Origin of the sequence: Streptomyces sp. NPDC056480, from assembly GCF_042795405.1 — a bacterium.
GTDB lineage: Bacteria > Actinomycetota > Actinomycetes > Streptomycetales > Streptomycetaceae > Streptomyces.
The window spans coordinates 1-22,264 of the sequence record NZ_JBHTSA010000129.1 but is presented as its reverse complement, the minus strand read 5'-3'; the positions used below and the strand labels follow the sequence as shown (position 1 = coordinate 22,264).

Annotated in this window: 17 protein-coding genes and 3 pseudogenes; 5 read left to right on the top strand and 15 right to left on the bottom strand. The window is 67.9% G+C overall.

What is annotated here, in order from left to right:
* Positions 1–243: 243 nt before the first annotated feature.
* From ACFQ79_RS34565 to ACFQ79_RS34555, 3 genes are read right to left on the bottom strand one after another with little or no spacing between them, the layout of a single operon-like run.
* The gene (locus ACFQ79_RS34565; RefSeq protein WP_383590778.1) at positions 244–1,086 is read right to left on the bottom strand and encodes a citryl-CoA lyase; all 843 of its coding nucleotides are present in this window, start codon (positions 1,084–1,086) and stop codon (positions 244–246) included.
* Entirely contained in the window at positions 1,083–2,288 is a 1,206-nt protein-coding gene (locus ACFQ79_RS34560; RefSeq protein ID WP_383590777.1) for a CaiB/BaiF CoA transferase family protein, read from the bottom strand. The genes ACFQ79_RS34565 and ACFQ79_RS34560 overlap by 4 nt, the downstream gene beginning before the upstream one ends.
* A complete protein-coding gene (locus tag ACFQ79_RS34555; protein WP_383590776.1) occupies positions 2,285–3,064 on the bottom strand; it encodes an IclR family transcriptional regulator in 780 nt (259 codons plus the stop codon). Before ACFQ79_RS34555 ends, ACFQ79_RS34560 begins: the two co-directional genes overlap by 4 nt.
* Positions 3,065–3,234: 170 nt before the next feature.
* Between ACFQ79_RS34555 and ACFQ79_RS34550 the strand changes: the two genes are divergently transcribed.
* On the top strand, positions 3,235–4,680 hold the full coding sequence (locus tag ACFQ79_RS34550; protein WP_383590774.1) for an FAD-binding protein: 1,446 nt from the start codon (positions 3,235–3,237) through the stop codon (positions 4,678–4,680).
* Between the two features lie 426 nt (positions 4,681–5,106).
* On the top strand, positions 5,107–6,636 hold the full coding sequence (locus ACFQ79_RS34545; RefSeq protein WP_383590772.1) for an aldehyde dehydrogenase: 1,530 nt from the start codon (positions 5,107–5,109) through the stop codon (positions 6,634–6,636).
* A 116-nt stretch (positions 6,637–6,752) separates the two neighbouring features.
* Here ACFQ79_RS34545 and ACFQ79_RS34540 read toward each other — a convergent pair.
* Together ACFQ79_RS34540 and ACFQ79_RS34535 are read right to left on the bottom strand one after the other, a co-directional pair.
* Positions 6,753–7,361, bottom strand: a pseudogene (locus tag ACFQ79_RS34540) (IS6 family transposase); the annotation flags it as partial.
* Positions 7,358–7,480, bottom strand: coding sequence for a hypothetical protein (locus ACFQ79_RS34535; RefSeq protein ID WP_383590770.1), 123 nt, complete (start codon positions 7,478–7,480; stop codon positions 7,358–7,360). The gene ACFQ79_RS34535 and the pseudogene ACFQ79_RS34540, both read right to left, overlap by 4 nt.
* Before the next feature lie 71 nt (positions 7,481–7,551).
* Here ACFQ79_RS34535 and ACFQ79_RS34530 point away from each other — a divergent pair.
* Positions 7,552–7,840: pseudogene (locus tag ACFQ79_RS34530) on the top strand (helix-turn-helix domain-containing protein); the annotation flags it as partial.
* Positions 7,841–8,614: 774 nt separating this feature from the next.
* Complete coding sequence (locus tag ACFQ79_RS34525) at positions 8,615–9,169, top strand: transposase (RefSeq protein WP_383590768.1); 555 nt, start codon at positions 8,615–8,617, stop codon at positions 9,167–9,169.
* A 1,052-nt stretch (positions 9,170–10,221) separates the two neighbouring features.
* On the opposite strand, the pseudogene ACFQ79_RS34520 reads toward ACFQ79_RS34525, so the two are convergent.
* The 6 genes and pseudogenes from ACFQ79_RS34520 to ACFQ79_RS34495 all read right to left on the bottom strand — a co-directional run.
* Positions 10,222–11,208 (bottom strand): annotated as a pseudogene (locus ACFQ79_RS34520) (IS701 family transposase); the annotation flags it as partial.
* Positions 11,209–11,551: 343 nt separating this feature from the next.
* Positions 11,552–12,127 (bottom strand): DUF6262 family protein, encoded by a 576-nt coding sequence (locus ACFQ79_RS34515; protein ID WP_383590766.1) that lies wholly within the window; start codon positions 12,125–12,127, stop codon positions 11,552–11,554.
* Positions 12,124–12,633: a hypothetical protein gene (locus tag ACFQ79_RS34510; RefSeq protein ID WP_383590764.1), complete on the bottom strand. Its 510-nt coding sequence runs from the start codon at positions 12,631–12,633 to the stop codon at positions 12,124–12,126. Before ACFQ79_RS34510 ends, ACFQ79_RS34515 begins: the two co-directional genes overlap by 4 nt.
* Entirely contained in the window at positions 12,588–14,645 is a 2,058-nt protein-coding gene (locus tag ACFQ79_RS34505) for a site-specific integrase (protein ID WP_383590763.1), read from the bottom strand. Before ACFQ79_RS34505 ends, ACFQ79_RS34510 begins: the two co-directional genes overlap by 46 nt.
* The gene (locus tag ACFQ79_RS34500) at positions 14,642–15,784 is read right to left on the bottom strand and encodes a tyrosine-type recombinase/integrase (protein ID WP_383590761.1); all 1,143 of its coding nucleotides are present in this window, start codon (positions 15,782–15,784) and stop codon (positions 14,642–14,644) included. Before ACFQ79_RS34500 ends, ACFQ79_RS34505 begins: the two co-directional genes overlap by 4 nt.
* 103 nt (positions 15,785–15,887) lie before the next feature.
* Positions 15,888–16,181 (bottom strand): hypothetical protein, encoded by a 294-nt coding sequence (locus ACFQ79_RS34495; RefSeq protein ID WP_383590759.1) that lies wholly within the window; start codon positions 16,179–16,181, stop codon positions 15,888–15,890.
* A 723-nt stretch (positions 16,182–16,904) separates the two neighbouring features.
* Here ACFQ79_RS34495 and ACFQ79_RS34490 point away from each other — a divergent pair.
* Positions 16,905–17,858: a hypothetical protein gene (locus ACFQ79_RS34490; RefSeq protein WP_383590757.1), complete on the top strand. Its 954-nt coding sequence runs from the start codon at positions 16,905–16,907 to the stop codon at positions 17,856–17,858.
* A 347-nt stretch (positions 17,859–18,205) separates the two neighbouring features.
* Here ACFQ79_RS34490 and tpg read toward each other — a convergent pair whose 3' ends face one another.
* The 4 genes from tpg to ACFQ79_RS34470 all read right to left on the bottom strand — a co-directional run bounded on the left by tpg (position 18,206) and on the right by ACFQ79_RS34470 (position 22,210).
* A complete protein-coding gene (tpg, locus tag ACFQ79_RS34485; RefSeq protein ID WP_383590755.1) occupies positions 18,206–18,763 on the bottom strand; it encodes a telomere-protecting terminal protein Tpg in 558 nt (185 codons plus the stop codon).
* 241 nt (positions 18,764–19,004) lie between these two features.
* Positions 19,005–21,149, bottom strand: coding sequence for a telomere-associated protein Tap (gene tap, locus ACFQ79_RS34480; protein ID WP_383590753.1), 2,145 nt, complete (start codon positions 21,147–21,149; stop codon positions 19,005–19,007).
* Between the two features lie 261 nt (positions 21,150–21,410).
* Positions 21,411–21,914 (bottom strand): IS3 family transposase, encoded by a 504-nt coding sequence (locus ACFQ79_RS34475; protein WP_383590752.1) that lies wholly within the window; start codon positions 21,912–21,914, stop codon positions 21,411–21,413.
* Positions 21,911–22,210 (bottom strand): transposase, encoded by a 300-nt coding sequence (locus ACFQ79_RS34470; RefSeq protein ID WP_383590780.1) that lies wholly within the window; start codon positions 22,208–22,210, stop codon positions 21,911–21,913. Before ACFQ79_RS34470 ends, ACFQ79_RS34475 begins: the two co-directional genes overlap by 4 nt.
* Between the last annotated feature and the right edge of the window lie 54 nt (positions 22,211–22,264).

The window sequence follows — 22,264 nt, the reverse complement described above, 5'->3', positions numbered from 1 at the left end:
AACTCCGGCGGATAGTTCTTCATGACCACGAGATGTCCGTCCTCGAATCCTTAGGATCCAGTGTCTCGTGTGTCCAACATCAGGGGTCAAGGCCCGTCCGTGTCCTGGCCCGTGCCTGGACCGCGTGATCCACCGGTGCTGGCTCAACTACGAGCCCTACCAGCCCGACCGACACGGCGGAGTGCAACGCTTCACGGAACCACAAACGTTGGCTCTCGCGGTGTGAGGTTGACACAAGGGGTGTCATCGGCCGGTGGGCACGTCGCGTGTTCCGGCGCCGCGATAGGTGGGGAGGAGCGGCGGGGGAATGGGGCCCTTGATGCGTCGCCCCTGCTCCTTCTCCTCCCAGGCGTGCGCCAGGACGCCGACTGCGCGCGACAGGACGAACAGGCCGCGGCCGAGATCGGGGGCGAAGCCGAGCTCGCTGTAGATGATCGCGGTCGCGCCGTCGATATTCATGGGCACGGGGCGGGGGCGCCCGGCCGCCAGCTGTCGTTCGATCTCCAAGCCGATTTCCTGGAACGCTCCCGCGACGACACCGTTCTTCACGCCGTCGGTGAGGGCTGCCATGAGCGGGTCCCGACGTGGGTCCCGGGGATGGAACCGGTGTCCGAAGCCGGGAACGTACCGTCCTGCGGCGCGGAGTTCGGCGAGGTGCTCACCGACGGCGTCGGCGATGGGTGTTCCGGTGCTGTCGACGCGGTCGCGGATGCCCGTAAGGATCTCCATGCACTGCTGTCCGGCACCGCCGTGGACATCACCGAGGAGGCCGACCCCCGTCGCCACGGCGCTGTTGAGGCCAACGCCGCAGGTCGCCGCCATGCGTGCCGCCGCGATCGAGGGGGCCTGAGGACCGTGGTCCACCGCGGCGACCATCGCGGTCTCCAGCAGCGCTGCTTGGCGGGGGTTGGGCAGTTCGCCGCGCAGCAGGAGCCAGATCATGTCGGCGAACGAGGCGTGCTGGATGAGCTGCTGGATGGGATACCCGCGAAGGCGAATGACTCCCGGGCTGATGTCCGAGATGGCCGTCGCCCACCATCCGGTGACCTGCTCCGTAGTGGGCGTGTCCTGGGGCGAGCCGCTCATACCGCTCCCTCCTCGCGCAGCCGGGCGATGTCGTCCGGGGTGTAGCCGAGCGTTTGAAGAACCTCGTCGGTGTGCTCACCGAGTCGGGGCGGCGGCCCGGACGGGGCCAGGCTCTCGCCGTCGACGTGTGCCGCGCTGCCGAGCAGTGTCAGCTCGCGGCCATTCAAGGCCGGCGCGGGTACCCGGTGTGTGAGCCGCCGGTGCTTGACCTGCGGCGAGCTCAGTGCCTGGGGGACGGTCAGCACCGGCGCGGCGGGTACTCCTGCCGGTACCAGGACCGCGTCCCAATCCTCGGCGGACTTCGTCCGCAGTGTCTTCTCCAACTCCTTGCGCAACGTGTCGCGGTTGGTCTTGCGGGCTTCCCGGGTGACGAACCGGGGGTCGGTGATCAGCTCCCGCTGGTCGAGGACGGCACAGAGAGCCTCGAACTGCTCCTGTTTGTTGGCGGCGATGTTGAGCTTGCCGTCGGCGGTGTCGAAGGTGCCTGAGGGGGCGGAGGTCCTGTTCTCGTTTCCCATGGGCATCGGCTCGCGGCCCGCGATGAGGTAGTCCGAGACGATCCAGCCCATGGAGGTCAAGGTGGCGTCCAGCATGGAGACGTCAAGGTGGGCGCCCTCCCCCGTGCGGTGCTGGCGCAGCAGGGCGGAGGCCACAGCGAAGGCTGCCGCGATGCCGCCGATGCTGTCGCAAAAGGGGTAGCCGACGCGCAGCGGCGCCGTGTCCGGCGTCCCGGTGATGCTCATGGTGCCCGAGAGGCCCTGGATCACCTGGTCGTATGCGGGCCGTTCCCGCATCGGGCCGTCGGCGCCGAATCCCGACAGCGCGCAGTACACAAGGCGCGGGTTGATCTCGCGCAGCCGGTCCCAGCCGAAGCCCAGCCGTTCCAGGACACCGGGACGGAAGTTCTCCAGCAGCACGTCCGCCTCAGCGACGAGCCTCGCGAAGACCTCGCCGCCCCGCTTCTTTTTCAGGTTGAGGGTGACCGAGCGCTTGCCCGCGTTCTGCGCCAGGAACGATACGCCCAGGTTCTCGCTGCTGAGTTGGGGGTCCGCACCGAGCTGGCGGGCCAGATCGCCGGTGCCAGGCACTTCCAGTTTGATGACGTCGGCGCCCATGAGGGCGAGCTGGTAACCGGCGAATGGGCCGGACAGTACGTTGGTCATGTCGAGGACGCGCACGCCATCGAGGAGGGCCGGGCTCACAGGAACGCCTCCATGGTGCCCAGTCCGGTCTCGGTGATCCGCGCGGCAGCGCGGGTGACCGCCGGGACGTAGTCGACGATCCGCTCGGCGGTGAACCTGGAGGTGGGGCCGCTGGCGGACAGGGCTGCGATGACCCTGCCGTCCTGGGCGCGGACGGGGGCGGCGACTGCTGAGGCTCCGAACTCGCGTTCGCCGTGTGTCACCGCGTAGCCGGTCTCGTTTACGGCGGCCACCTGCCGTTTGAGGGCGTCCATGTCCACTTGTTCCTCCTTCGCTGCGAGTTCGTCGAACACGGCAGCAGGGGTGTCGCAGAGGAGGACCTTGGCTGCTGCCCCTGCTGTGAGCGGCATGGGGACGCCGACCTCCACGATGCTGCGCACGGTCGCGGTGCCCTCCTCTTGGGCGACGCAGATGCGGTCGGTGTCCTGGCGGACGTAGATGTTGACGGTCTCGCCGCACTCGTCCACCAGATCGCGCATCACTGCGCGGGTCTCGGCGTTCACCTCCCACAGGCGCTGGGACAGCCTGACCCAGCGCAGGAATCCGGCTCCGAGGCCGTAAACCATCTCGCCAGTGGGAGTGATCAGGTCGAGTGACGTCAGCGTCGCCAGGAGCCGGACGACCGTCGTCTTGGGCAGGCCTGTCAGTTCCACCAGGTCCCGCAGGGGCCGTGTCGGGTGGTAGGCGTCGAAGAGCTGCAGCAGCTCGGCAACGCGGACGACGCTGCGGACCACCTCGGTCCGGGCGTCGGTCGGGGTCTTCTCGTCTGTGGTCACGCCGACATCGTAAACCGAAAAACGGTTTGACGACACCGCCTGATGGGTTGTGTGGGACTGTCGCCCGTGCTTCTATGGGGGCGAGCCGAACACAGTGCCCACGGAAATGGTTTATTGAAACCGCTGCGTGGTCGAATCTGTGAGGCACGCAACACACAAGGGCAGAGACAGTGAACGAAATCCAAGTTGATCTTGTGGTCGTCGGTTGCGGCGCTGGCGGTCTGGCCACGGCCGTGCGTTTTCTGGAAGCCGCGCCAGGTGCGAGCGTCGTCGTCCTGGAACGCACATCACGCCAGCGACGCGGTGGGAACACAGCATGGACGGGCTCGTTCTTCCGCCTGCAGCCGGATGGGACTCCGGCGCCGGACTTCGAGGAGCGGATGCACGAGCTCAGCCGCGGCCGGACTGACAAGGAGATCATCCGCACCCTCAGCGAGCACGCGAAGCCCACGGTGGAGTGGCTGCACGCCCAAGGCGTCGAAACCACCTCTGGCCCGACGTACTTCCTCACCTCCAAGGGTCCGCGCCTCATGCCTGCCGGAGGGGGCGGGGCCATCGTCGACCGGCTGTGCGGCCGCATCGCCGAACTCGGCGGCATCATCGAATACGAGGTGACCGCCAGGGCCCTCCGCCAGGACGACAGAGCCGTCTGCGGCGTGGTCGGCACGGACGCCACTGGCGAGGAACGGGCATGGCGGGCCACCACCGTCGTTCTCGCCTGTGGAGGCTTCGAAGGAAGCGCGGAGCTACTGCGGGAACACCTCGGCGAGCACGGACCGGATCTGCCCACCATCAGCCCCGGCGGCAGGGCCAACCAGGGCGAGGGCATCGTCATGGGAATGCAGGTCGGGGCGGACACCGACGGGCAGTTCGACCGGTTCCACGGCGAACCGATCGACCCCCGGACCCGCACCGCCGAGGCGCTCGTCATGGCCTACCCCTACGGCATCCTCGTCGACCACCGAGGGCAGCGCTTCCTCGACGAAGGCGCCGACACCCCGGACAACACCTTCGAAGAGGTGGCCTACAGGATCTGGCACGAGGCCGATCAGTTCGCCTTCCTGATCGCCGACCAGAAGCTCATGCGGCACGACATCGACCGCGCCGTACTGACCGACAGGTCACCAGAGACCGCCCCCACCCTCGAAGCGCTCGCGGCCCGCCTCGACATCGACCCCGCCGCCGTGCGCGCAACCGTGGACACATACAACGCCGCCGCCGTGCCCGGCGACCTCGACATCACCCAGCTCGACGGCGTCGCCACCACAGGAATCGAGCCGCCCAAATCCAACTGGGCCCGGCCCATCGACGAGCCGCCGTACGTTGCCTGGCCGGTGACCTGCGCGATCACCTTCACCTTCGGTGGACTGCGCACCGACGCCAAGGCCCGGGTCCTGACCGAGAAGGGCACGCCCGTCCCCGGCCTGTACGCGGTCGGTGAAGTCGCCGGTATCTATCACCACGCCTACCCTGGCGCGACCTCGGTCCTGCGCGCACTGGTCTTCGGCCGCATCGCCGGTGAGCAGGCGGCCGCCCGCACCGCCGCCCGCCCGTCCACTGAGCCGGCGAGCGGACAAGCCCCTGCCCCCGCACCCAGACCCGGCACGAAGGAATGAGGAGACGATGACCCCACGTCCTGCGACCCCGCACTTCCCAGCAGCGACCGCACGCCGCGCCGCGCTGGCCAGCCTCGTCGGCACACCACCATCGAATGGTTCGACTTCTTCATCTACGGCACCGCGGCCGCCCTCATCTCCCTCAGCAACGCGCTCGGCGGCCTCGTCTTCAGCGCACCCACCCCGCTCATAGCCGAGGCCGGCCCGACCGGTACCCGGTGGTGGCCCCTCGGGGTCATGATGGTTCTCGCCGCACTAATTTCACTGGTCGCCATCCGAGGCGTGCTCCGGTCCGGCCCTCGCCATCACGGGGCCAGCCCCGCCGACAGTACGGCGGATGCCCTGGCCACAGTGCCCGGCGAAGGCACGGCCTAACTATAACGAGCCGCTCGTATCAGGCCACACTCCTCGAAAGCGACACAGATCATGACGACCGGTAGCCCGACCCAGCCCCCCACCCCGACCGGACCGGACGGCCGCGAGCACTACCAGATGCTGATCGGCGGCAGCTGGACCGACGCCGCCGACGGCCGGCGCTTCGACTCGATCAACCCGTTTGACGGAAGCCACTGGGCCGACGTCCCGCTGGCGGGCGAGGATGACGTGGACGCCGCCGTCCGCGCCGCTCGCGCCGCCTTCGACAGCGGCCCGTGGCCGACCACGCCGCCGTCCCGGCGGGCGGCCCTGCTCCGCCGCCTCGGTGATCTGATCACCGAGCGTGCCGACGACCTCGCCTGTGTCCAGGTCCTGGAGAACGGCAAGCTCATCCGCGAGGTCGCGGGGCAGACGCGCGCACTGGCCGGGCACTGTTACTTCTATGCCGGGGTCGCCGAGACCATGCACGGTCAGACGCTCGCGAGCAGCGTCCCCAATATGCACGTCTTCACCGTGCGTGAACCCATCGGTGTCGTCGCGGCCATCACTCCGTGGAACAGCCCCCTGGCCTTGCTGCTGTGGAAGCTGTGCCCCGCGCTGGCCGCCGGGAACACCATGGTGATCAAGCCGTCCGAGGTCACCCCGGTCTCCACCCTCATCCTCGGCCGGCTCATCACCGAGGCAGGCTTCCCCGAGGGGGTGGTGAACATCGTCACCGGTGGGGGCTCCACCGGAGCCGCCCTCACCCGGCATGCCGGAATCGACAAGATCGCCTTCACCGGCTCCACCTCGGTCGGCAAGACGATCGCCGTCACCGCCGCGGAACGGCTGGCGCGCGTCTCGCTGGAACTCGGCGGCAAGTCGCCCAACATCATTTTCCCCGACGCCGACCTGTCCAACGCCGTCAACGGTGTCCTGGCAGGTGTTTTCGCGGCCACCGGACAGACCTGCATGGCGGGTTCGCGGGTCCTGGTGCACCAGGACGTGTACAACGAGTTCGCGACAGCCCTGGTGGAACGCACCAAGGAGATCAAGATCGGCGATCCGCTCGACCCGGAGACCGAGATGGGCACGGTCGCCTGCCTGTCCCAGCATCGCAAGGTCCTGGACTACATCGAGATCGCCCAGAAGGAGGGCGCCACCCTGCTGACCGGCGGTAAGCGCCCGGATGACCCGGCGCTGGCGAAGGGCCTCTTTGTCGAGCCGACCATCTTCTCCGGTGTCACCAACGACATGCGGATCGCTCGCGAAGAAGTCTTCGGCCCGGTCGTGGTCCTCATCCCGTTCCGCGATGAGGACCATGCGGTTGAGATCGCCAACGACACGCCGTTCGGCTTGGCCGCCGGTGTCTGGACCACCGACGTCGCCCGCGCCCACCGCATGGCCAGGCGCCTGCGGGCCGGCACCGTCTGGGTCAACAACTACCGCAAGACGAACTACGTCGCGCCCTTCGGCGGGTTCAAAGAGAGCGGTCTGGGACGGGAAAACGGCATTGAGGCCGTCAACGAGTACACCGAAATCAAAACCGTGTGGATCGACACGGGAAACCGCATCGCCGACCCGTTCAATCCCCGCGCCTGAACCCGAGACAAACGAGAGACATGAACCAGCGAGTAGGAGAGCCCGCGTGGGCGTTGTCACGTTGTTGGTGGTGTGATCGGCTGAGGGCAAGAAGAGGTCGTCGGCTGGCCTGTTGCTCAGGCGGTGGTGGGCAGGCTGGTGTTGCCGGTGATGTGGTTCCAGAGGGTGAGGCGGAGGGTCATCTCGAAGCGGTGGCGGCTCGCGGTCATGAGGTGGCGTCCGGGTCTGAAGTGGAGTGAGATGCCGGTGAACGCGGACGGGAACCGCTGCGCTCCGCCCACGCTGCGGAAGCCTTTCATGACGCGTTCGCGCTGCCAGGTGGGCTGGTGGGAGTTCTCCGCCCGGCTGTTCAGCCCCTTGTGGGAACGGTGCTCCACCGACGGCATCACCTCACGGTGCGCGGCACCGTAGGACTTCAGCTTGTCGGTGATCACCACGCGGGGCGTCCGCCCGGTCGTCTTCAGCAGTTTCCGGAAGAAACGCCTGGCGGCGGCCTTGTCACGCCGGTCCTGCACAAGGATGTCCAGGACGTTGCCGTCGGTGTCGACGGCACGCCGCAGATACTTCCGCTCGCCGCCGATCTTGATGAACACCTCGTCCAGATGCCACTTGTCACCCGGCCGCGGACGCCGGCGGCGCAGCCTGTTGGCGTAGCCCTGCCCGAATTTCAGGCACCACCGCCGGATGGTCTCGTAGGAGACGATCACGCCGCGCTCGAGCATCAGCGCGGCACGAGGGTCGGCCGGACCGCCGCCGAGACGCCGCCGGGCAGGCCGGGGCTCCAGGGACGCAGCGCGGCGGTGGCGGGTTGGACGGTCCCGTCACCGACAGCGGCACGGGCCACGCCAGTCAGTGCGCGCGGGTCACGGCCGACCGGCTCAGGAACGTCAGGGCCAGGGCCAAGGGCCCGGCGTCGTGCGGTACTCACGCCCCAGTCTCTCCCGCAGTGGCACGGCCGAACCGCCCGCCCCGGGGGCAGAGCGAGTTCGGGTCCGTGAGATCGATGATGGCGAGGGACGACGGCTACTGCGGATCGTCCGCCGCGGCACGGGGTCGGTGGTGACGTGGCGGCGGGCCCAGATGGTGTTGTTGTCCGCGCAGGGCATGCCGGTGGCACGGATCGCCGAGGTGTCGTTCACCAGCGACGATCGGGTCCGGGACGTGATCCACAACTTCAACGCCGAAGTTTGACTCGCTGTATCCGGTGCTTGCCTCTCCGCGGTCAGACCCCCACCCTACGGATACCTCATACACCCGGCATACCGCGACGATCACCAATCGTCAGCCCCTACGACAAGACGACTTCAAGGTCAGCAGAGAGACGGATGTACGGCCGCGCCAACTTCGATCTCCTACGAAGCCGCATCCCGCTCTCACCATGATCGAGAAGCCGCTACCCCCAAAATAGCGACAGGGACCGAAACCTGCGCCCGCTTCACGAGTTCAGTGTGTGGTGGGCACCCCGTTGGATCTGGCCAGGCGCCGCCTTCGAGGTACTCGCGCACGGACTGTGAGGCGTTGAGGTTTCGGCCGGATAGTCTTCGGCACCACGTTGGGTGCCGAGCGGGACCCCGGCCGGGGCGCGGGCGCGCCGCCGCCGGACGGGATGAACATGACGCCAATCCGGCCGGAGTCTGGGCAGTTCACCCGGTAGACCGCGCCGTCTGCCGGGGTCTTGCCCTCCCACGCCAGGTTCTCCGCCCGGGGGCTGCGGTTCGACCTTCTCGTATGTGCACGGCGCCGAGGACCCGCCGCTCGAAGAGCCCTTGCCCGTGCCGGCCGGGGTGGTCGAGCCGGAGGGGCCGCCGGAGATCGTCCCGTCCTCGGCGCACACGGTCACTTCCATGTCGCCGCCCTCGCACACGCCGCCGCCGGGACCGTCGGCGTGCGCGGCCGGGACGAGGACGGCCGCCAGGAACACGCCCCCAGCTGCCGCCGCGCGCCTCAGCACGTGCGCGCCCCTTCCGGGGTGTAGTCGGTGACCATCCAGCCGTTCGGCCACTTCTCCAGCGTGGCCGTCGCCAGGTACTTCATCGGCTGGTTCGAGGCCGGTCTCCGCCAGCACCGCATCGACCAACTCAAACGGCACGATCCGGGCCAGTTCACCGATATAGCCCGGTGCGAACACCCCGGCCGTCCGCCGGACGACGACCCCACCGAGGTCACCGCCACCCAGATCCGGGACCTGCTGAGGCGCCTGTGTGAGGCCGGGCAGTGGTGCGAGGGCGACCCCCAGGTGCTGTTCGTGCTCGACTCCGGCTACGACATCGTGCGCCTGTCCTGGCTGCTGCGCGAGGAACCGGTACGGCTGCTCGGACGGATCCGCGCCGACCGGGTCACGCATCACCCGGCAGGGCGACGCCGCGGCCCCACCAAGGGCCGGCAGCCGCCTCACCGAACCGGCCACCCACACCGCCCCGGCCCAGGAGTCCGCCGGCGTCCACGACCGGTTCGGCGCGGTCATCGCCCGCTGCTGGGGCCACCTGCACCCGAAGCTGGAACACCGCGGCCCGTGGACCACCCACGAGGGTGAACTCCCCATCACAGAAGGGACACTGGTCCACCTGGCGGTCGAGTACCTGCCGGGCAGCCGTGATCCCAGGCCGCTGTGGCTGTGGCACAGCGACCCCGACGCCGGCGCTCATGACGTCGACCGCCTGTGGCGCATCTTCCTCCGCCGGTTCGATCTCGAGCACACCTTCCGCTTCCTCAAACAGACGCCCGGCCTGACCCGCCCCCGGCTGCGTCACCCCGCCCAGGCCGACCGGTGGGTCTGGCTGATCCTGGCCGTCCACACCCAACTCCGTCCCGCCCGCCTTCTCGTCGACGATCTCCGCAGACCCTGGGAGAAACCCCTGCCCCCGGACCGGATCACCCCAGGCCGGGTCCGCCGAAGCTATCCCCGCATCCGGCGGATCCTCGACACAACCGCAAAACCGCCGAAAGCCTCCCGGCCCGGGCCCGGCCGCCCACCAGGCCGCACCAGCGGCCCCGCACCCCGCCACCCCATCGGCAAGAAACCCCAGAAAAAGGACAACCCCTCGGCCTGACAGCCAAGGGGAAACCTTAAAACTCAAGCTAAGCGCGTTGGGTGACCGCGTCTGGCGCGTCAGGGGCGAGTTCCGCTCATACAGTGCGAATTGTCGCAGAAATCTGACAGCTGCTGGCTGCATGTTGTCACGCAGATGGTGCCATTGGTGCAGGTCCAATCGGTACAGCCTGCACCTGCGCTGCCATTGCATGCTGCAAGATCCGAGGTGTTCTCCGCGGAAAGCATCTGAAGTAACTGGACGCTCATGTTTTAGGCTCCGTTCCGATCTTGGGTGTCTATGTGTTATTCGGGATCCCCGAAGGTGTTGCGAGGGATATTACTTTGCCGTGCAGAGATCGCCTTTCATTCCGGAGCATGTGCGCAAGTATGTGTAATCGTTCATGCTGGCACCTCCACGCTCGGGTGAAAGAATCGTGCTCACATAACTGGCCGAGATACCGACCCACCCATGCTCTGACGTCGTACAGGCCATGACCCGAGCATTCGTTACCCATGTCTCCCTACCGCTGGGTGGCGGTGGGTGAGGCGGTGGATCAGGCGTCTGAGCTCGGGAAGGCTGAGGGGGACGAGGCCGGAGGATCCGTTTCTGCTTTCTCCGTGCCGAGTTCGCGGGCTCGCAGGACGGTGAGGCAGGCGTGGGCGGCCATGGCCAGCGTCATGTGCCGGTGCCAGCCGGGGTAGCGGCGGACCTGGTAGTCGTCCAGGCCGCATTCCTGTTTCGCGGTCTGGAAGCATTCCTCGACGGCCCATCGGCTGCCTGCGACGCGGATCAGCTGGTCGAGGGTGGCGTCGGCGGGGCAGTAGGCGATGTAGTACGAGATCTCCTGGGGCCGGCTCACGCTGCGGCGGGCGATCACCCAGTGCCGCCGGTCTTCCCGGTGCCAGGGCCTGACCTCGACCCGCGCCCAGTCGAAGACCCGTGGCCCGTGGGCCCCGTTGCCGCACGAGCGGCGCTTCCACTTCTGCCTCGGCAGGTCGTGGAACAGGTCGTGGACGGGATGGTCGATGGCCCAGCGGGTGACGACGGTGTCGTGCCGGGTGGTGGCCATGACATGGAAGACATCAGCCTGCTCGTGCTCGGTCCGCCAGCTTTTCGAGTAGCCGTAGCCGGCGTCCGCGGTCACCCACCCGAACTCGATGGCGCGGCGGACCATTGCCCTGGCCATCGCGACCTTGGTCTCGAAAGCAACCGTGTCGTCGATGCCGGCCCGCCGGCACCGTTCACGGTCGTCCGTCCAGGACGCCGACAGGTAGAGGCGGCGGTCGATCAGCGTCCGACCCAGCGGAGCCGCATAGGCGAGGAATACTCCGACCTGCGAGTTCTCCGTCCACCCCGCCGTTCCCGAGTACTGCCGTTGAACCCCGGCCGACCTCACACCCTTCTTCAGGAAACCGGTGGCGTCGGCGATCAGCACCGCCTCCCGGTCGCCGAGATGCTCCACGACATACTCACGAACATCGTCCAGGACCTCCTCCGCGTCCCAGTCGATCCGGTTCAACAGCTGGTGGATCCGAGCCCTCCAAGCCCGGGAAGCAATCGGCTGTCTCGTCTACGCGGTGCCTCTTCACACGCCGCCACCTGGGCAGTTGTGGGGGTCAGTAACTTCGATTGCAGGCACAAGCGGCTGCAGGAGAGCTGTCGGTGTATGGCCCACGGGCTGGCGCACAGTCCGGCACAGGTGCGCTTGGCCGGCAAATCCAAGATCGGCAGCGATGCCGAGCACAGGCAGGCCGCGTCGTAGCCGACGGGCGCGGTACTTATCTAGATGTGGATCTCATCTTCCCTGCTCGCAGTGAGTGCATAGGGTGAGGGACGTGAGCGACGTGGGCCCGGCATCCCGAGCTGCTCGGAGTCTGTGGCGGTCATTGCTGAGCGTGTGGCCCCTGCTGCTTGATCATCCGCCTCAGGCTGGTGCGGGCTCCCGCGAGCTCTTCTTCCAACTCGGCGACGCGCGCCGCTAGCTGACTGGACTCGGTGCGGGCCAGGGCTTCTGACTGCTCCAGTGTTCGGACATGTTCCGTCAGCTCGGTGATGCGGTCGTTCAACTGCCGATTGCTGACCTGGTCCAGTTGCTGGCCGAGGTTCTGCCGCACGGCCTCACGCAGTCGATCGCGTTCACCTCTCAGCGCGGTGACCTCTTCCCGGGCCAGAGCAAGGTCGGTTCTCAGGCTCGCCGAACTGGCCTGTCGATCCGTCCGCGGTGCTTTCGCAGGCTGGCGGTCTTGGCGGTCGATCGCCTCCTGGACGTGCTCGCGCACTCCCTTGGCATAGACGAGCCAGGTGGACACTCCGGCCGCTCGCGCGACTGCGGCGAAGGTGATGTGATCACCCTCCGCGGCCACGTTCTGCAGCGCCGTGAGGACACTTTCCCGCTTGCGTCGGCTGTCGGCTTGACGGGCCTCAGCCAGGACCTGAGCGGATGTCCGGGGCGCCGTCATGGGGCCTGCTTCCGCAGTACGGACAACGGCAGCAGAGGTCGCGTGCTCCCGGATCTGACCTGCCGAAGGACCGCTGCGGCCTCCTCAACTTCCGCTCGCTCCTCCTCCGGGAGGGCGGCCAGCTCATGACGCATGTTCGCCGCGACACTCCGGAAAGAGGCGATCTCCGCGGTCAGGTTGGCGATCACGTAGTCGGCGGCGCCCATGGCCAGAGCGGTCTCACGGTCAGCCCGCAAGCTGTTGATCTGGTCCTCGATCGCCGGCAGGTAGGACGGGTCAGGGCGGTAGAAACCGCAGCCAGCGCACTGGAATCGCAGCGGGCATGAGTGCCCACCCGCTTTGACGTTGGACGGCTCCGTGCAGCCGCCGAAGGGGACGGTGACCGATCGGTGCTCGTAGGCTTCCGGCGAGCACGGCTTCCGGGTCCCGTGCCGGTCGGTGACGAGCGCGCTGAGCTTCTTCACGGCATTCCGCTTCCGCTCCAGCGTGACGCGGTAGTAGCCCATCGTTGTCTTTGGATCATCGTGATCCATAAGCGATTGAAGGATGTCAGGGGCGTGTCAGCATCCGCATATCGCTGGGCAAAGGAGTGCCGGAACGCGTAGGGAAAGATCAGGGACCGGTCGAACGGCAGCAGCCCGCCGTCCTTGCCGATCACCTCGCCGTGCAGTTCGGGAAGTGCATCCACCCAGTTGCGGATGGCTGTGCTCAGCGATACCGAGTTCATGTGGGCGGTGCCGCTATAGCGTGAGATCGCGGGGAAGAGGTAGGCGTCGCTGTGCTCCGGCGCCGCGATCCGGTCGCGGATCTGCTGCCACGCCTTGATCCTCGTGACCGTCTCCTGGCCGAGCGGGAGCCGCCGGCGCAGGCGGTGGCCCTTGTGGTTGTCCCAGATCAGCGCGACGTCGTCACCGTCGTGTTCGAGGCAGTGCCGCGGTAGCGAGACCACTTCCAGCGGTCGGCGCCCGCAGTCCCTTAGCACCACGTAGAGGGTCTGGAACATCTCTTGGATCTCGTCAGCGGACAAGTCTCCGTAGGTGATCCCGACGGAGATCGAATCCAGAGCGAGGTCCAGTTGGGCGATGACCGGCTCGGGGATAGCCTTGCCGAGCTCCTCCTCGTTGCTGTCCTCTTTCGGGATGCGGTGCGAGGAGTGACGCGCAAAGCTGCCTGGGGCGTCGTCGAGGAGTTGGGCGAACCGGGCGAAGTCCAACAAGCCGAAGAAGCAGCCCAGTTCGTCGCTGCGGAAGCTGGACGTGCACAGTTTTCCGTCGCGGCGCCGGTCGGAAGCGATCTCGTCGAAGGCAGCCTGCATGTGCGCGAAGTCCAGGTTGGCCATTTCGCGGCCGCCACCTGGCATGCGGTTCATGCCCTTGCCGGCCAGGGTGGCGGCTCTCAGCCAGCGTCCGAATTTGTTGCTGTCGGGCCGCTCGGCCTCGGTCCGCTTCCGCAGCAGGTCCCGCAGCCATGGCTGCGGGATCACCGACAGGTCGGCAACCCCGGCTTGCCGCCGTCGCCCGGTGCGGCTGCTCGACCTCAGTCCCACGGCCCGGAGGTCCAGGCGGTCCTCGCCCCAAGGGCTGGTTCCGGAGAACTCGGAGTATCCGTGGCGGACCGACCAAGAGATCTGCCGGAAGACGGCGTGCGGGTTCAGCTGCTTGGAAAACTGCCCGGCCAACTGATCGTTGCGCATCACCAGGCTCGAGTCGTGCTGGGCGATGACCGGCACAATCTGCCGCAAGGACCGTGGGTCCAGCGGGCTCTCCATCTCGTCGCGCCGCTGCAGCCCGTAGGCGATCTCCAGCCGTAGTAGCGGCGACAGTCCAGTCAGCGAGAACCGGTACGCGGTCAGCACCGGCGCCTGCCGGGCAGCCCAGGCCAGTGCCTCAGATGTAGCGCGGCCAAACCGTCGCTCGTCAACCTTCCACCTCCGCAGGTGGTAGACACAGAGCACGGTGTTCTCGTGCATGGCCTTGCTCTGGCAGCCGCCCACCGAGCACTCATCCGGGACCGGAAAGGGCCTCAGAGTGCCCAGGACAGCCCACTGGGCGGCTTCAGGGAAGCTCTCTCCTCCGGGATTTCGCCGCAGTCTGGCCCAGGTGCTGTAATGGCCCAAGCACAGCCCCTGGCAGTGGCCGACACGTCCACATCGCGTGCCGTCCCGGGTGACAAGGCAGTCCTCCGGGTCAACACCGTCGCGTAGTTGTCTCGCCTTCCAGGGCAGCTGGTCGAATTCTTCCCAAGCCACCGCGGCCGCTTTTCGGTCCTTCTCGCAGCCATAGCAGCGGCCCCGGCGGAAGTAGATCCCGAGGTCACACTGCGGCGTCTGGCACTTCCAGATCGAGGTGCGGGGGTTGTCTGCATCACCGGTGAACAGCCACCACTGTTCCTCCCACTCGCCCGGCCTCCAGTGGGGATCGACCCGCTCGCGCAGCCACTTCTGCCAGCCGGTCCAGTCGACGGCGAACGGGGACGGTCCGGCCAGCTGGACGGCGGTCGCCGTCGTCACCGCGGTCATCGCCGTGCCGCCGCAACACGCTCGACCGCCTCGCGCTTCCGCCGGTCCTTGACGTGCTTGTAGGGTCTGAGCGACTGCGGCGAGAGATGTCCCAACAGGTCAGAGACCACGTCGTCGGGGACGCCGGCCTCGAGCCATTCGGTGGCCGCAGTGTGCCGCATCATGTGCGGCCGGGCGATGATCTCCGCCCACTTGGCGAGCCGGTCGAAGAGCTGCTTAGCGTTCGGATAGCTCATGGCGCGGCCAAGCGGGGCCCGGAAGAGGTTCACGAAGACCATGTCGCATGCGGCGGCCTGCGGGACCTGTTCACGCTCCCACTGATAGTCCCTGTAGAAGTCGATGACCTCGGACTCGACCGGAATTACCCGCCCCTTGCGGGACTTCGCGAGGGCATTGTTGGCGTTGTCCTCACGGCGACGGACATGGATGTGCGGGCCGCTGTGGAAGCAGTCCAAGGCCCGAGAGTCGGGCAGCAGGTGCAGGTCCTCGCGGCGCAGGCCGAGAGTCTCGCCGATCCGCATGCCTGTGGCTCGCATCAGGACGATCAGGAACCGGTCACGAGCGTTCCGGGCGAGACGGATCATCAAATCCACCTGCTCGGCGGTGAAGAACTCGATTCCCGGGTCGTCGCCCTTGAGCTTCAAGGTCCGGGCCTGGATTTCGCGGAACTGTCCGCCTTCACCAGCGCTTTGGCCAGGCGCGAGGAACTTCAGATGCTTCGGCCGCGAGAGCGTCATAGCGAGCTCTGCGGTGGTCCAACCGTGCCTGACTCCGAAACACAGGAACTCGGTCATCGTGCCCAAGACAGCGTCCCCGCTACCGTCCAGACGGAAGCGGTGGTGCCCCGGGGGCTGCTTCCCCCGGGGAGGCAGGGGCTCGCTGATCAGCCAGTCCCGGAACCGTAGGAGGTTCTCGAAGCCCGGGGACGACCAGTCGAGCCCTCGCTCGTCGCACCACGTCAGGTACAGTGAGACGCGGCTGGCGTACACCCGCTGAGTGTTCACCGAGCAGTGCCGACCGCGAACGCTCTCCAGGTACGTCGTCGCCTCGACGTGCATCCGGTACAGCTCGTCCACCACGACCCAGGCCACCGCGAGCACGGCACCGGGGAGCGTCACCTTCTCCGCATGGAACTTCACGGATGGCCCAACGAGCCAAACGTCCCTATGACCTATCGGATAGCCATAAGGCACACGGAAGAGTGAGTACTGAACTCATGTCCCTCAGCGGTCAAATACACATCTAGATAACGGTACCCCAGCTCTCCCAGTCCAGTACCGTCAGCTCCGGGCCGGTGAGGTTCGCCCAGCCGATGTCCCCGTGCGCGCACGCCCAGTCGGTGACGGTCGTGTCCACGATGTCGCCGTACGATTCCCCGATCCGGGCGGTGAGGTGCGCCTGTCGGACGCAGACCCGCTCCGTGGTGTGCCCGGCCAAAGCCTCCAGGGCGCTGCGGAGTTCCGTCCACCAGCCGGCGGGGAGCTGCGGGTTGCGGTCGATGCTGCCGGTCTGGGAGATGGCCGGTTCGGTGGCCATGCTCATCCCGTCAACCCGCCACACCACGCCGCGTTCCAGGGGCTGGACCACGAACGCCGGGGCGCTGCTACGCCTCGGGGTGGTTCAGGCCGTCGCGGTTCTCTCCGTCGTCGTCGGCTGACGTGCCGGTCGGGTCGGGCTCCTGGGTGTCGAAGCGGTCCTGCACGCGGGCCAAGTGCTCGACGGCGATCAGCAGACTGGACGGGCTGCCGCTGTTGGGGCATGGCGTCTTCGCTCGCTTCCTGTCGAAGTGGGCTCGTGACGTGTTCAGAATCAGGAACCCTGCCTGCTCGAACGCACGTACGCAAGGGCCTGTTTAAGCCTGCCGGGCTCACCAAGGGGGCGCGCCAACAGTCCGACCGCCACACGCCGGTGATTGCGCGTCCTCCGGCCTCTGGTGGTTGTCTGCGCGCTCCTTCCTGCGTTGCTGGGCAAGAGGGCCGAGGGTCGCAGCCGGTGCTGCGATCAGGGCGGCTGCCGCCACCGCCAGTCCGTTCCTCGCAGCATCCACAGGTCTTCGCCTGCTCAGGCCATCCCGCACCCTGCCTGACGAGGGAGGCCGTGCCGGTTGGGTGGCGGATCGTTTCTGTGGTTTGCGACAGGACTCTCATGATCCCGCAGGCTGCCGTTGGCCGATGGCGATTTACGCAAGCTGCTCCGTGGCGGAGTCGGCACGGGCTACGGTCGGCGCCAAGTTGATCACGGCATGCTGGGGGTTGTTTCATGGGTGCTTCCGACCTGCGCAAAGTTGTCGATGCGCTGTCCGAGTTAGCCACGCGGCACGGGCTGCAGCTGATCTCGGCTTCGGTGGGTGGTGTGACGGGTCTGCGGGCGGCCCTTGGTGAGGGCGACTACGAAGCTGATGGCGTTGCCCAACTGGCCTCGGCCTGCGGGGCCCGCGTTCTGTACTGGGATCTCGACCATCTTGATGCGGACGAATTCGTCCTCCTGGCCAAAGACGGGGAGGAGAGCGAGGGCGATCCGGCTCTTGTGGCTCGCAGCGATGTGCCGGTCGCGCTGCGGCAACGAGCAGACACGTTGCTCACGGCCGCACGACGCCATGACGGCGACGTGGAAGCGGTACGGATCGCTTTTGTCGTAGAGGGTGTGGTGCACGAGTGGGAGGTGTCTGCGTCCTGGGCTGTCGACCTACGTGGGCGATGGGAGGTTCTGAGCGACGACATCGACCAGGCGCGGCCAGAACCGGAGCTTCGGCTGGACGGGCCGGATCCACTCGAGGTGGAGCGGATCGCCGGCCTGCTGCAGAAGATGCCCGCTGTCATCTCGGCCGGGAGCCATGGTCAACGCAGTGAGGCTGCCGCCGAGGCGTTCCCGGCCCCCGGTGGCGACGGCGACTGGCTTCACCACCGTCTGCTCCGGCAGGCGCTCGCCCGTGCTCAGCAGGGCATTCAGCAGGATTCCGTCGCTGCATACAGGGCGGTCGAGGACACCTTGGATGAGACTGCGGCCCGGCTGCTGGAGAGGCACGTCCTCGACGATGTGCACGACGCGCCGGCACGGCGCATCGTCACCACGGACTTTCTGACCGAGCTCACCGGCGGGCATCGGCCTAAGCCGCGGACCGTGACGTTGTTGTTGAGTCGGCCGGCCGTCAAGGACTTCCTCACCGCGCAGAAGACCGCTGCCAAACAGACTCAGGCTGTCCTGCCGCTTTAGCGCCGCGCCGGTGCCCGCCCGCTCGGGGCGGGCTCAGCGGCAAGTCGCTCGAGTGCCCGCCGGGCGCGCGTGGGTGTCAGGGGGCGTGCTTGCCATTCTTGCAGCGCGCCTGGTGGCCGGGGTGCCTCGAGGGCATCGACCGTTCGGTAGGTAGCCCAGGGGCAGCGGGAGGGCCGGGCGGGGCAATCGAGGCGGGTGTGAGGCTTTCGGCACTGCCTGCGCGAGGTCTCTGGCCACGTCCGAGGCTGGGGCTGGTGTCGCCTCGGGCTCGGGCGCCGGCCGGCTGCTGCTGCTCCCCCGTCGTGCGCCGGCGCATGAACTCAGGCCTTGGTGGCAGAGGCGGGGCGTCAGTAGGAAACGTCGAAGTAGTCGATGTCGTTGAGGGCCACTTCGAGATCGGCGGCGCGGTGTCCGCCATCTTTGAAGTACACCTCTTGCAGCCCTTGTGCCACGATGTCGCGCAGGTGCTGATCGTCCGCGCCCTGGTCGCGGGCGTCGAACAGGCGCCGGGCGTAGCCCGCGGGGAGGTGCACGGTCAGACGCCGGAACCGCCCGTCGTCCGTCGCGCCGACCGGCGCGCGGTAGCCGAACCGGGCCCGCGTCTCCACGGTGATTCCGCCGCTGCTCGCGGCCTTGCGCCGGCGGCGTTTGAGGACGAGGGGCTGCCACCGAGAGCGGACGGCGGCGTCGATCCGGTTCTGGATGTGCCGGGGTGGGTGTTTGCGGGCGCCGCGCCGGTAGCGGTTGACGGAGTCCGCGGTGATGCCGAGCTCGGCCGCGACGGCCTTGGCGCTGCCCAACTGGCGCATCAGGTAGTTGATCTGGCTTTTCAGGGTCTTGGGCGGGGCTTGGGTGAAGTGCTCGCGCTCCGCCCGCTCGATGGCGTCCTCGATCTCTCCGGCCACCGGTCAGCTCCTTTCGAGAGTGGTGTGGGTGGGGGCCTGGCCGTCGGGGCCGACGAGTCGGAACCAGGTCCCGCGCAGGTCGTGCCGCCGCAGGGGCCGGCGGGGTGGGGCCCGGTGGGCGCGCGGGGCGAGCCGGAGGGCTTCCCTGCGGGTCTCTAGGCGATCCAGCGTCCGTTGCCGTTCCGCGTCGGCCTCCAGCCGCGGCGCGGATGGGGCGGCGGCGTACGTGGCGTTCACGGTCTTACTCGCCGTCGTCGAGGACGGCGTCGTGGCCGCCGCCCTTGATGTGACGGGCAGGGTTGTAGCCCTGTTCCATCAGGTCGACCGCCCACGCCATGTCCTGGACGCCCTCCAGCTTCGCCAGCCCGGGGGTGGGCCCGAGGCGGAAAGCACCAGGGATCGGCTTGCCGGACTCCGCGTAGGGCAGGAAGTCCAGCGGGCTTTGGCTCGGCGAGGGGTAGACGACACAGTCCGAGAGCACCGCGAGCGGGAACATGCCCGTCATCTTCGCCATGTTGAGCAGCTTGCGGTGCATGTTGACCCGCGCCTTGGAGATGACGGCGTTGCGGATCCAGGGCGCCCAGGTCGGGCGCTTCATCGCCGGCCACTCCTCGCCGTCCCGGTAGCCCTTGCCCTGCGGGCCTTCGAACAGCTTGCCGATGCCGCCCTTGACCGTGCCCTTGATCGCCGCGAGGACGGCCGCCATCGCCGGGTCGGTCTGCTTGTGGACCTCCATCGCCGCCAGGAACTCGGCATCCGACAGGTCCTTGGTGACACCGAGGTCGGCCAGGGTCTCGACGTAGGCGGTCTTGAGCCGGTCGTGCCACGGGTCCAGGTACGCGCCGGTCTCGCGGCGCAGGTACGCCTCCAGGATCTCGACGTTGTAGCCGAGTTCCTGGGCGTAGGCGACGGTGTGCGTCTGGTACCAGGCCGGGCCGGTCGGGCGGGTGCCGTCCGGCGTGAACGGGCTGGGCAGACGCGGGTCCAGTTCGATGTGCGAGAAGTCGACCAGCCAGGAGCCGGGGACTTTCGGGTAGAACTTCGGGCGCACGAAGTGCTCCGGCTCTGACAGGCCGGCCATCAGCCTTGCGGCGGCTGCGAGGAACGCGGTGTTCAGGTCCAGGCCCACCGCGAACGGGAGCGCCGCCTCCTGCCCGGTGAGCAGGTCGACGTCGCGCACCCACTGGTACGCCTCCTCATTGAGGAAGCCGCCTTCCCAGCCGGAGCCGGCGACCACGGGGTGCTCGGGGCGGGCCTCCGGCGGGGCCGGGGCCACCGGCTCGGTACCCAGCGAACCGGCGTTGTGGCCCGAGACCCAGTTGCCGGTCTCTTCGTCGCGTACCGGTCGGGTCGGCGGGCGCAGCGCGGTCATCAGCTCCAGGCCGGAGACGGCGGTGGAGCCGCGGGGGGTGATGACTCGCTGGGCGTAGATGCCCAGGACGCGGGCGATGTCGGCCGGCTCCATTTCCGCCTCACTGACGCCGGGCCAGGAACGGGAGTCAAGGGCGTCCCAGCAGAGGATCGCGAGCTGGACGCACTGCCGGTCGCGTCCCTGGGTCTTGCGGTAGATCCGGGCCCAGGGGCCGAACCCGCGCTGGGTGAGTTCCCACTTCACCTTCAGTACCTGCTTGACGACCGGGTGGTCCTCCGCAAGACGCAGGCCGCGCCGGTCCTCCAAGCGTTCGGGCAGCGCGAACTTTGCGGCCGCGGCTGCCGTCAGGACGATCAAGGGGTCGGAGTCCTTGCCGTAGCGGTGCAGCTTCGGCGCGCCGAGGCCGGACTCGCGCAGGGTCCACTCCACTAGTTCCACGATCGTGGTGGCCGGGCAGTCCAGCACGATGCCGTCGACGCCGTAGGCGGTCCCGTCTGCGTCCAGGACGGCCAGCGGGCCATGCGGGAACCGCGAGTCGAGCGCGGCTGGGGCGGGCTTGTGGGCGTGCCGTTGAGATGCCGCTGTTGTCGGCATGACGCCGGAGCCATGGCTGGGCATGAAAGCGGGAGCGGGTTGTTCGTTGTCCGGCGCGGGGTGCGTGTCTTGTGTGGTGTGCGGCGGGTGGACAGCCGCGGCGGTGGGCCGGTGTGGGGCCTCGGGCTGGGGTAGAGCGGTGGTGGCTGGGGTGGGAGGGGTGCCGTGCGTGGGGTGTTTCGCTGCCCAGCCGTTCAACAGTCGCTGGTACGCCGACAGGCGCGGCTCCTTGGGTTCGGAGCGGCCGTTCTCCCAGTTCTTGACGCTCTGCGTCGACGTCTTCAGTGCGGCCGCCAGGCGTGCCTGGGTGATGCCGGCGGCTTCGCGGAGCCGGGCGCGCTCTGCGGGAAGCGGGAGCTGCGGCCCTTCGTCCAGCAGCGCGTCGACCGACGCGAACAGTTCTTCCTCACTCGTCCCCATACTCCGGACACTAACACCCTCTTTAGCCTTTTGTTTACCCCTTCCTTTAACTCGATCGGGGTGTCTCGTGCTGTGTGCGGCACAGCACGAGACACCCCGGAGTGATGTGGCCGGAGTGGTCTTCCGGTGGGGGTCCGTGGGCTATTCGGCTGTTTCGGTCAGGTGGGCGAGGTGGATCCGGTGGGGCCTTTGCGGACGTGGAGGCGATGAGGGATGCGGCGGCGCAGTTCGAGGATGTGGCTGATGACGCCAACCGTGCGGTCATGGGCGCGAAGGGAGTCCAGGACGTCGAGGACCTTGTGGAGGGTGTCTGGCCAGATACAAGAACGTCCCTCCTTCCAAAGAGAGATACATGATGTCACCGACGTACTTGCTGTTCACCGTATCGGCCGTGAAGTCCCGTTTGATCAGGTCGGGGGTCTTCGCGGCCGCTGCGTCCGGGATCGTGGTGCGGTGTCTGCGGCGCAGCCGCACTCCTTGCGGATTGATGCTTCGCATCACGCGGGCGGTCCGCTTGTGGTTGACATGCTCGCCGTCCGCGCGGAGCTCGGCGGTGATCCTGGGCACGCCGTAGGTGCCATCCGGCTCCTGGTGCACGGCCCGTATCCGGGCTGCGAGGCGGGCGTCGGCCGCCTGGCGGGCGGCCCGGTCAGCGGCTGTCGCGCGCCAGTGGCAGAAGCTGGAGCGGGCGATATTGAGGATGGTGCACAGCCGCTTCACGCCGTAGCGGCGCTGGTGGTCGGCGGCGGACTGGAAGCGGTTCACCAGCGCGTCTCCCCGGCGAAATACTTCGCCGCCTTCCGCAGGAGCTCGCGTTCTTCCTCCAGCTCACGGACCTTCTCGCGCAAAGCGGCGTTCTCCGCCTCCAGCGGCACCGGTGGCCGGGCCGGTTCCTCCGCGCGGTGACCACGGGGACGGCTCGCGCCGGCCGCCCGGATCCAGTTGCGCAGCGTCTCGGGATTGATCCCCAGATCCGCGGCGATCTGCCTGATCGCCGCTCCGGGCCGCGACTGGTACAGCGCGACCGCGTCCACCTTGAACTCCGGCGGATAGTTCTTCATGACCACGAGATGTCCGTCCTCGAATCCTTAGGATCCAGTGTCTCGTGTGTCCAA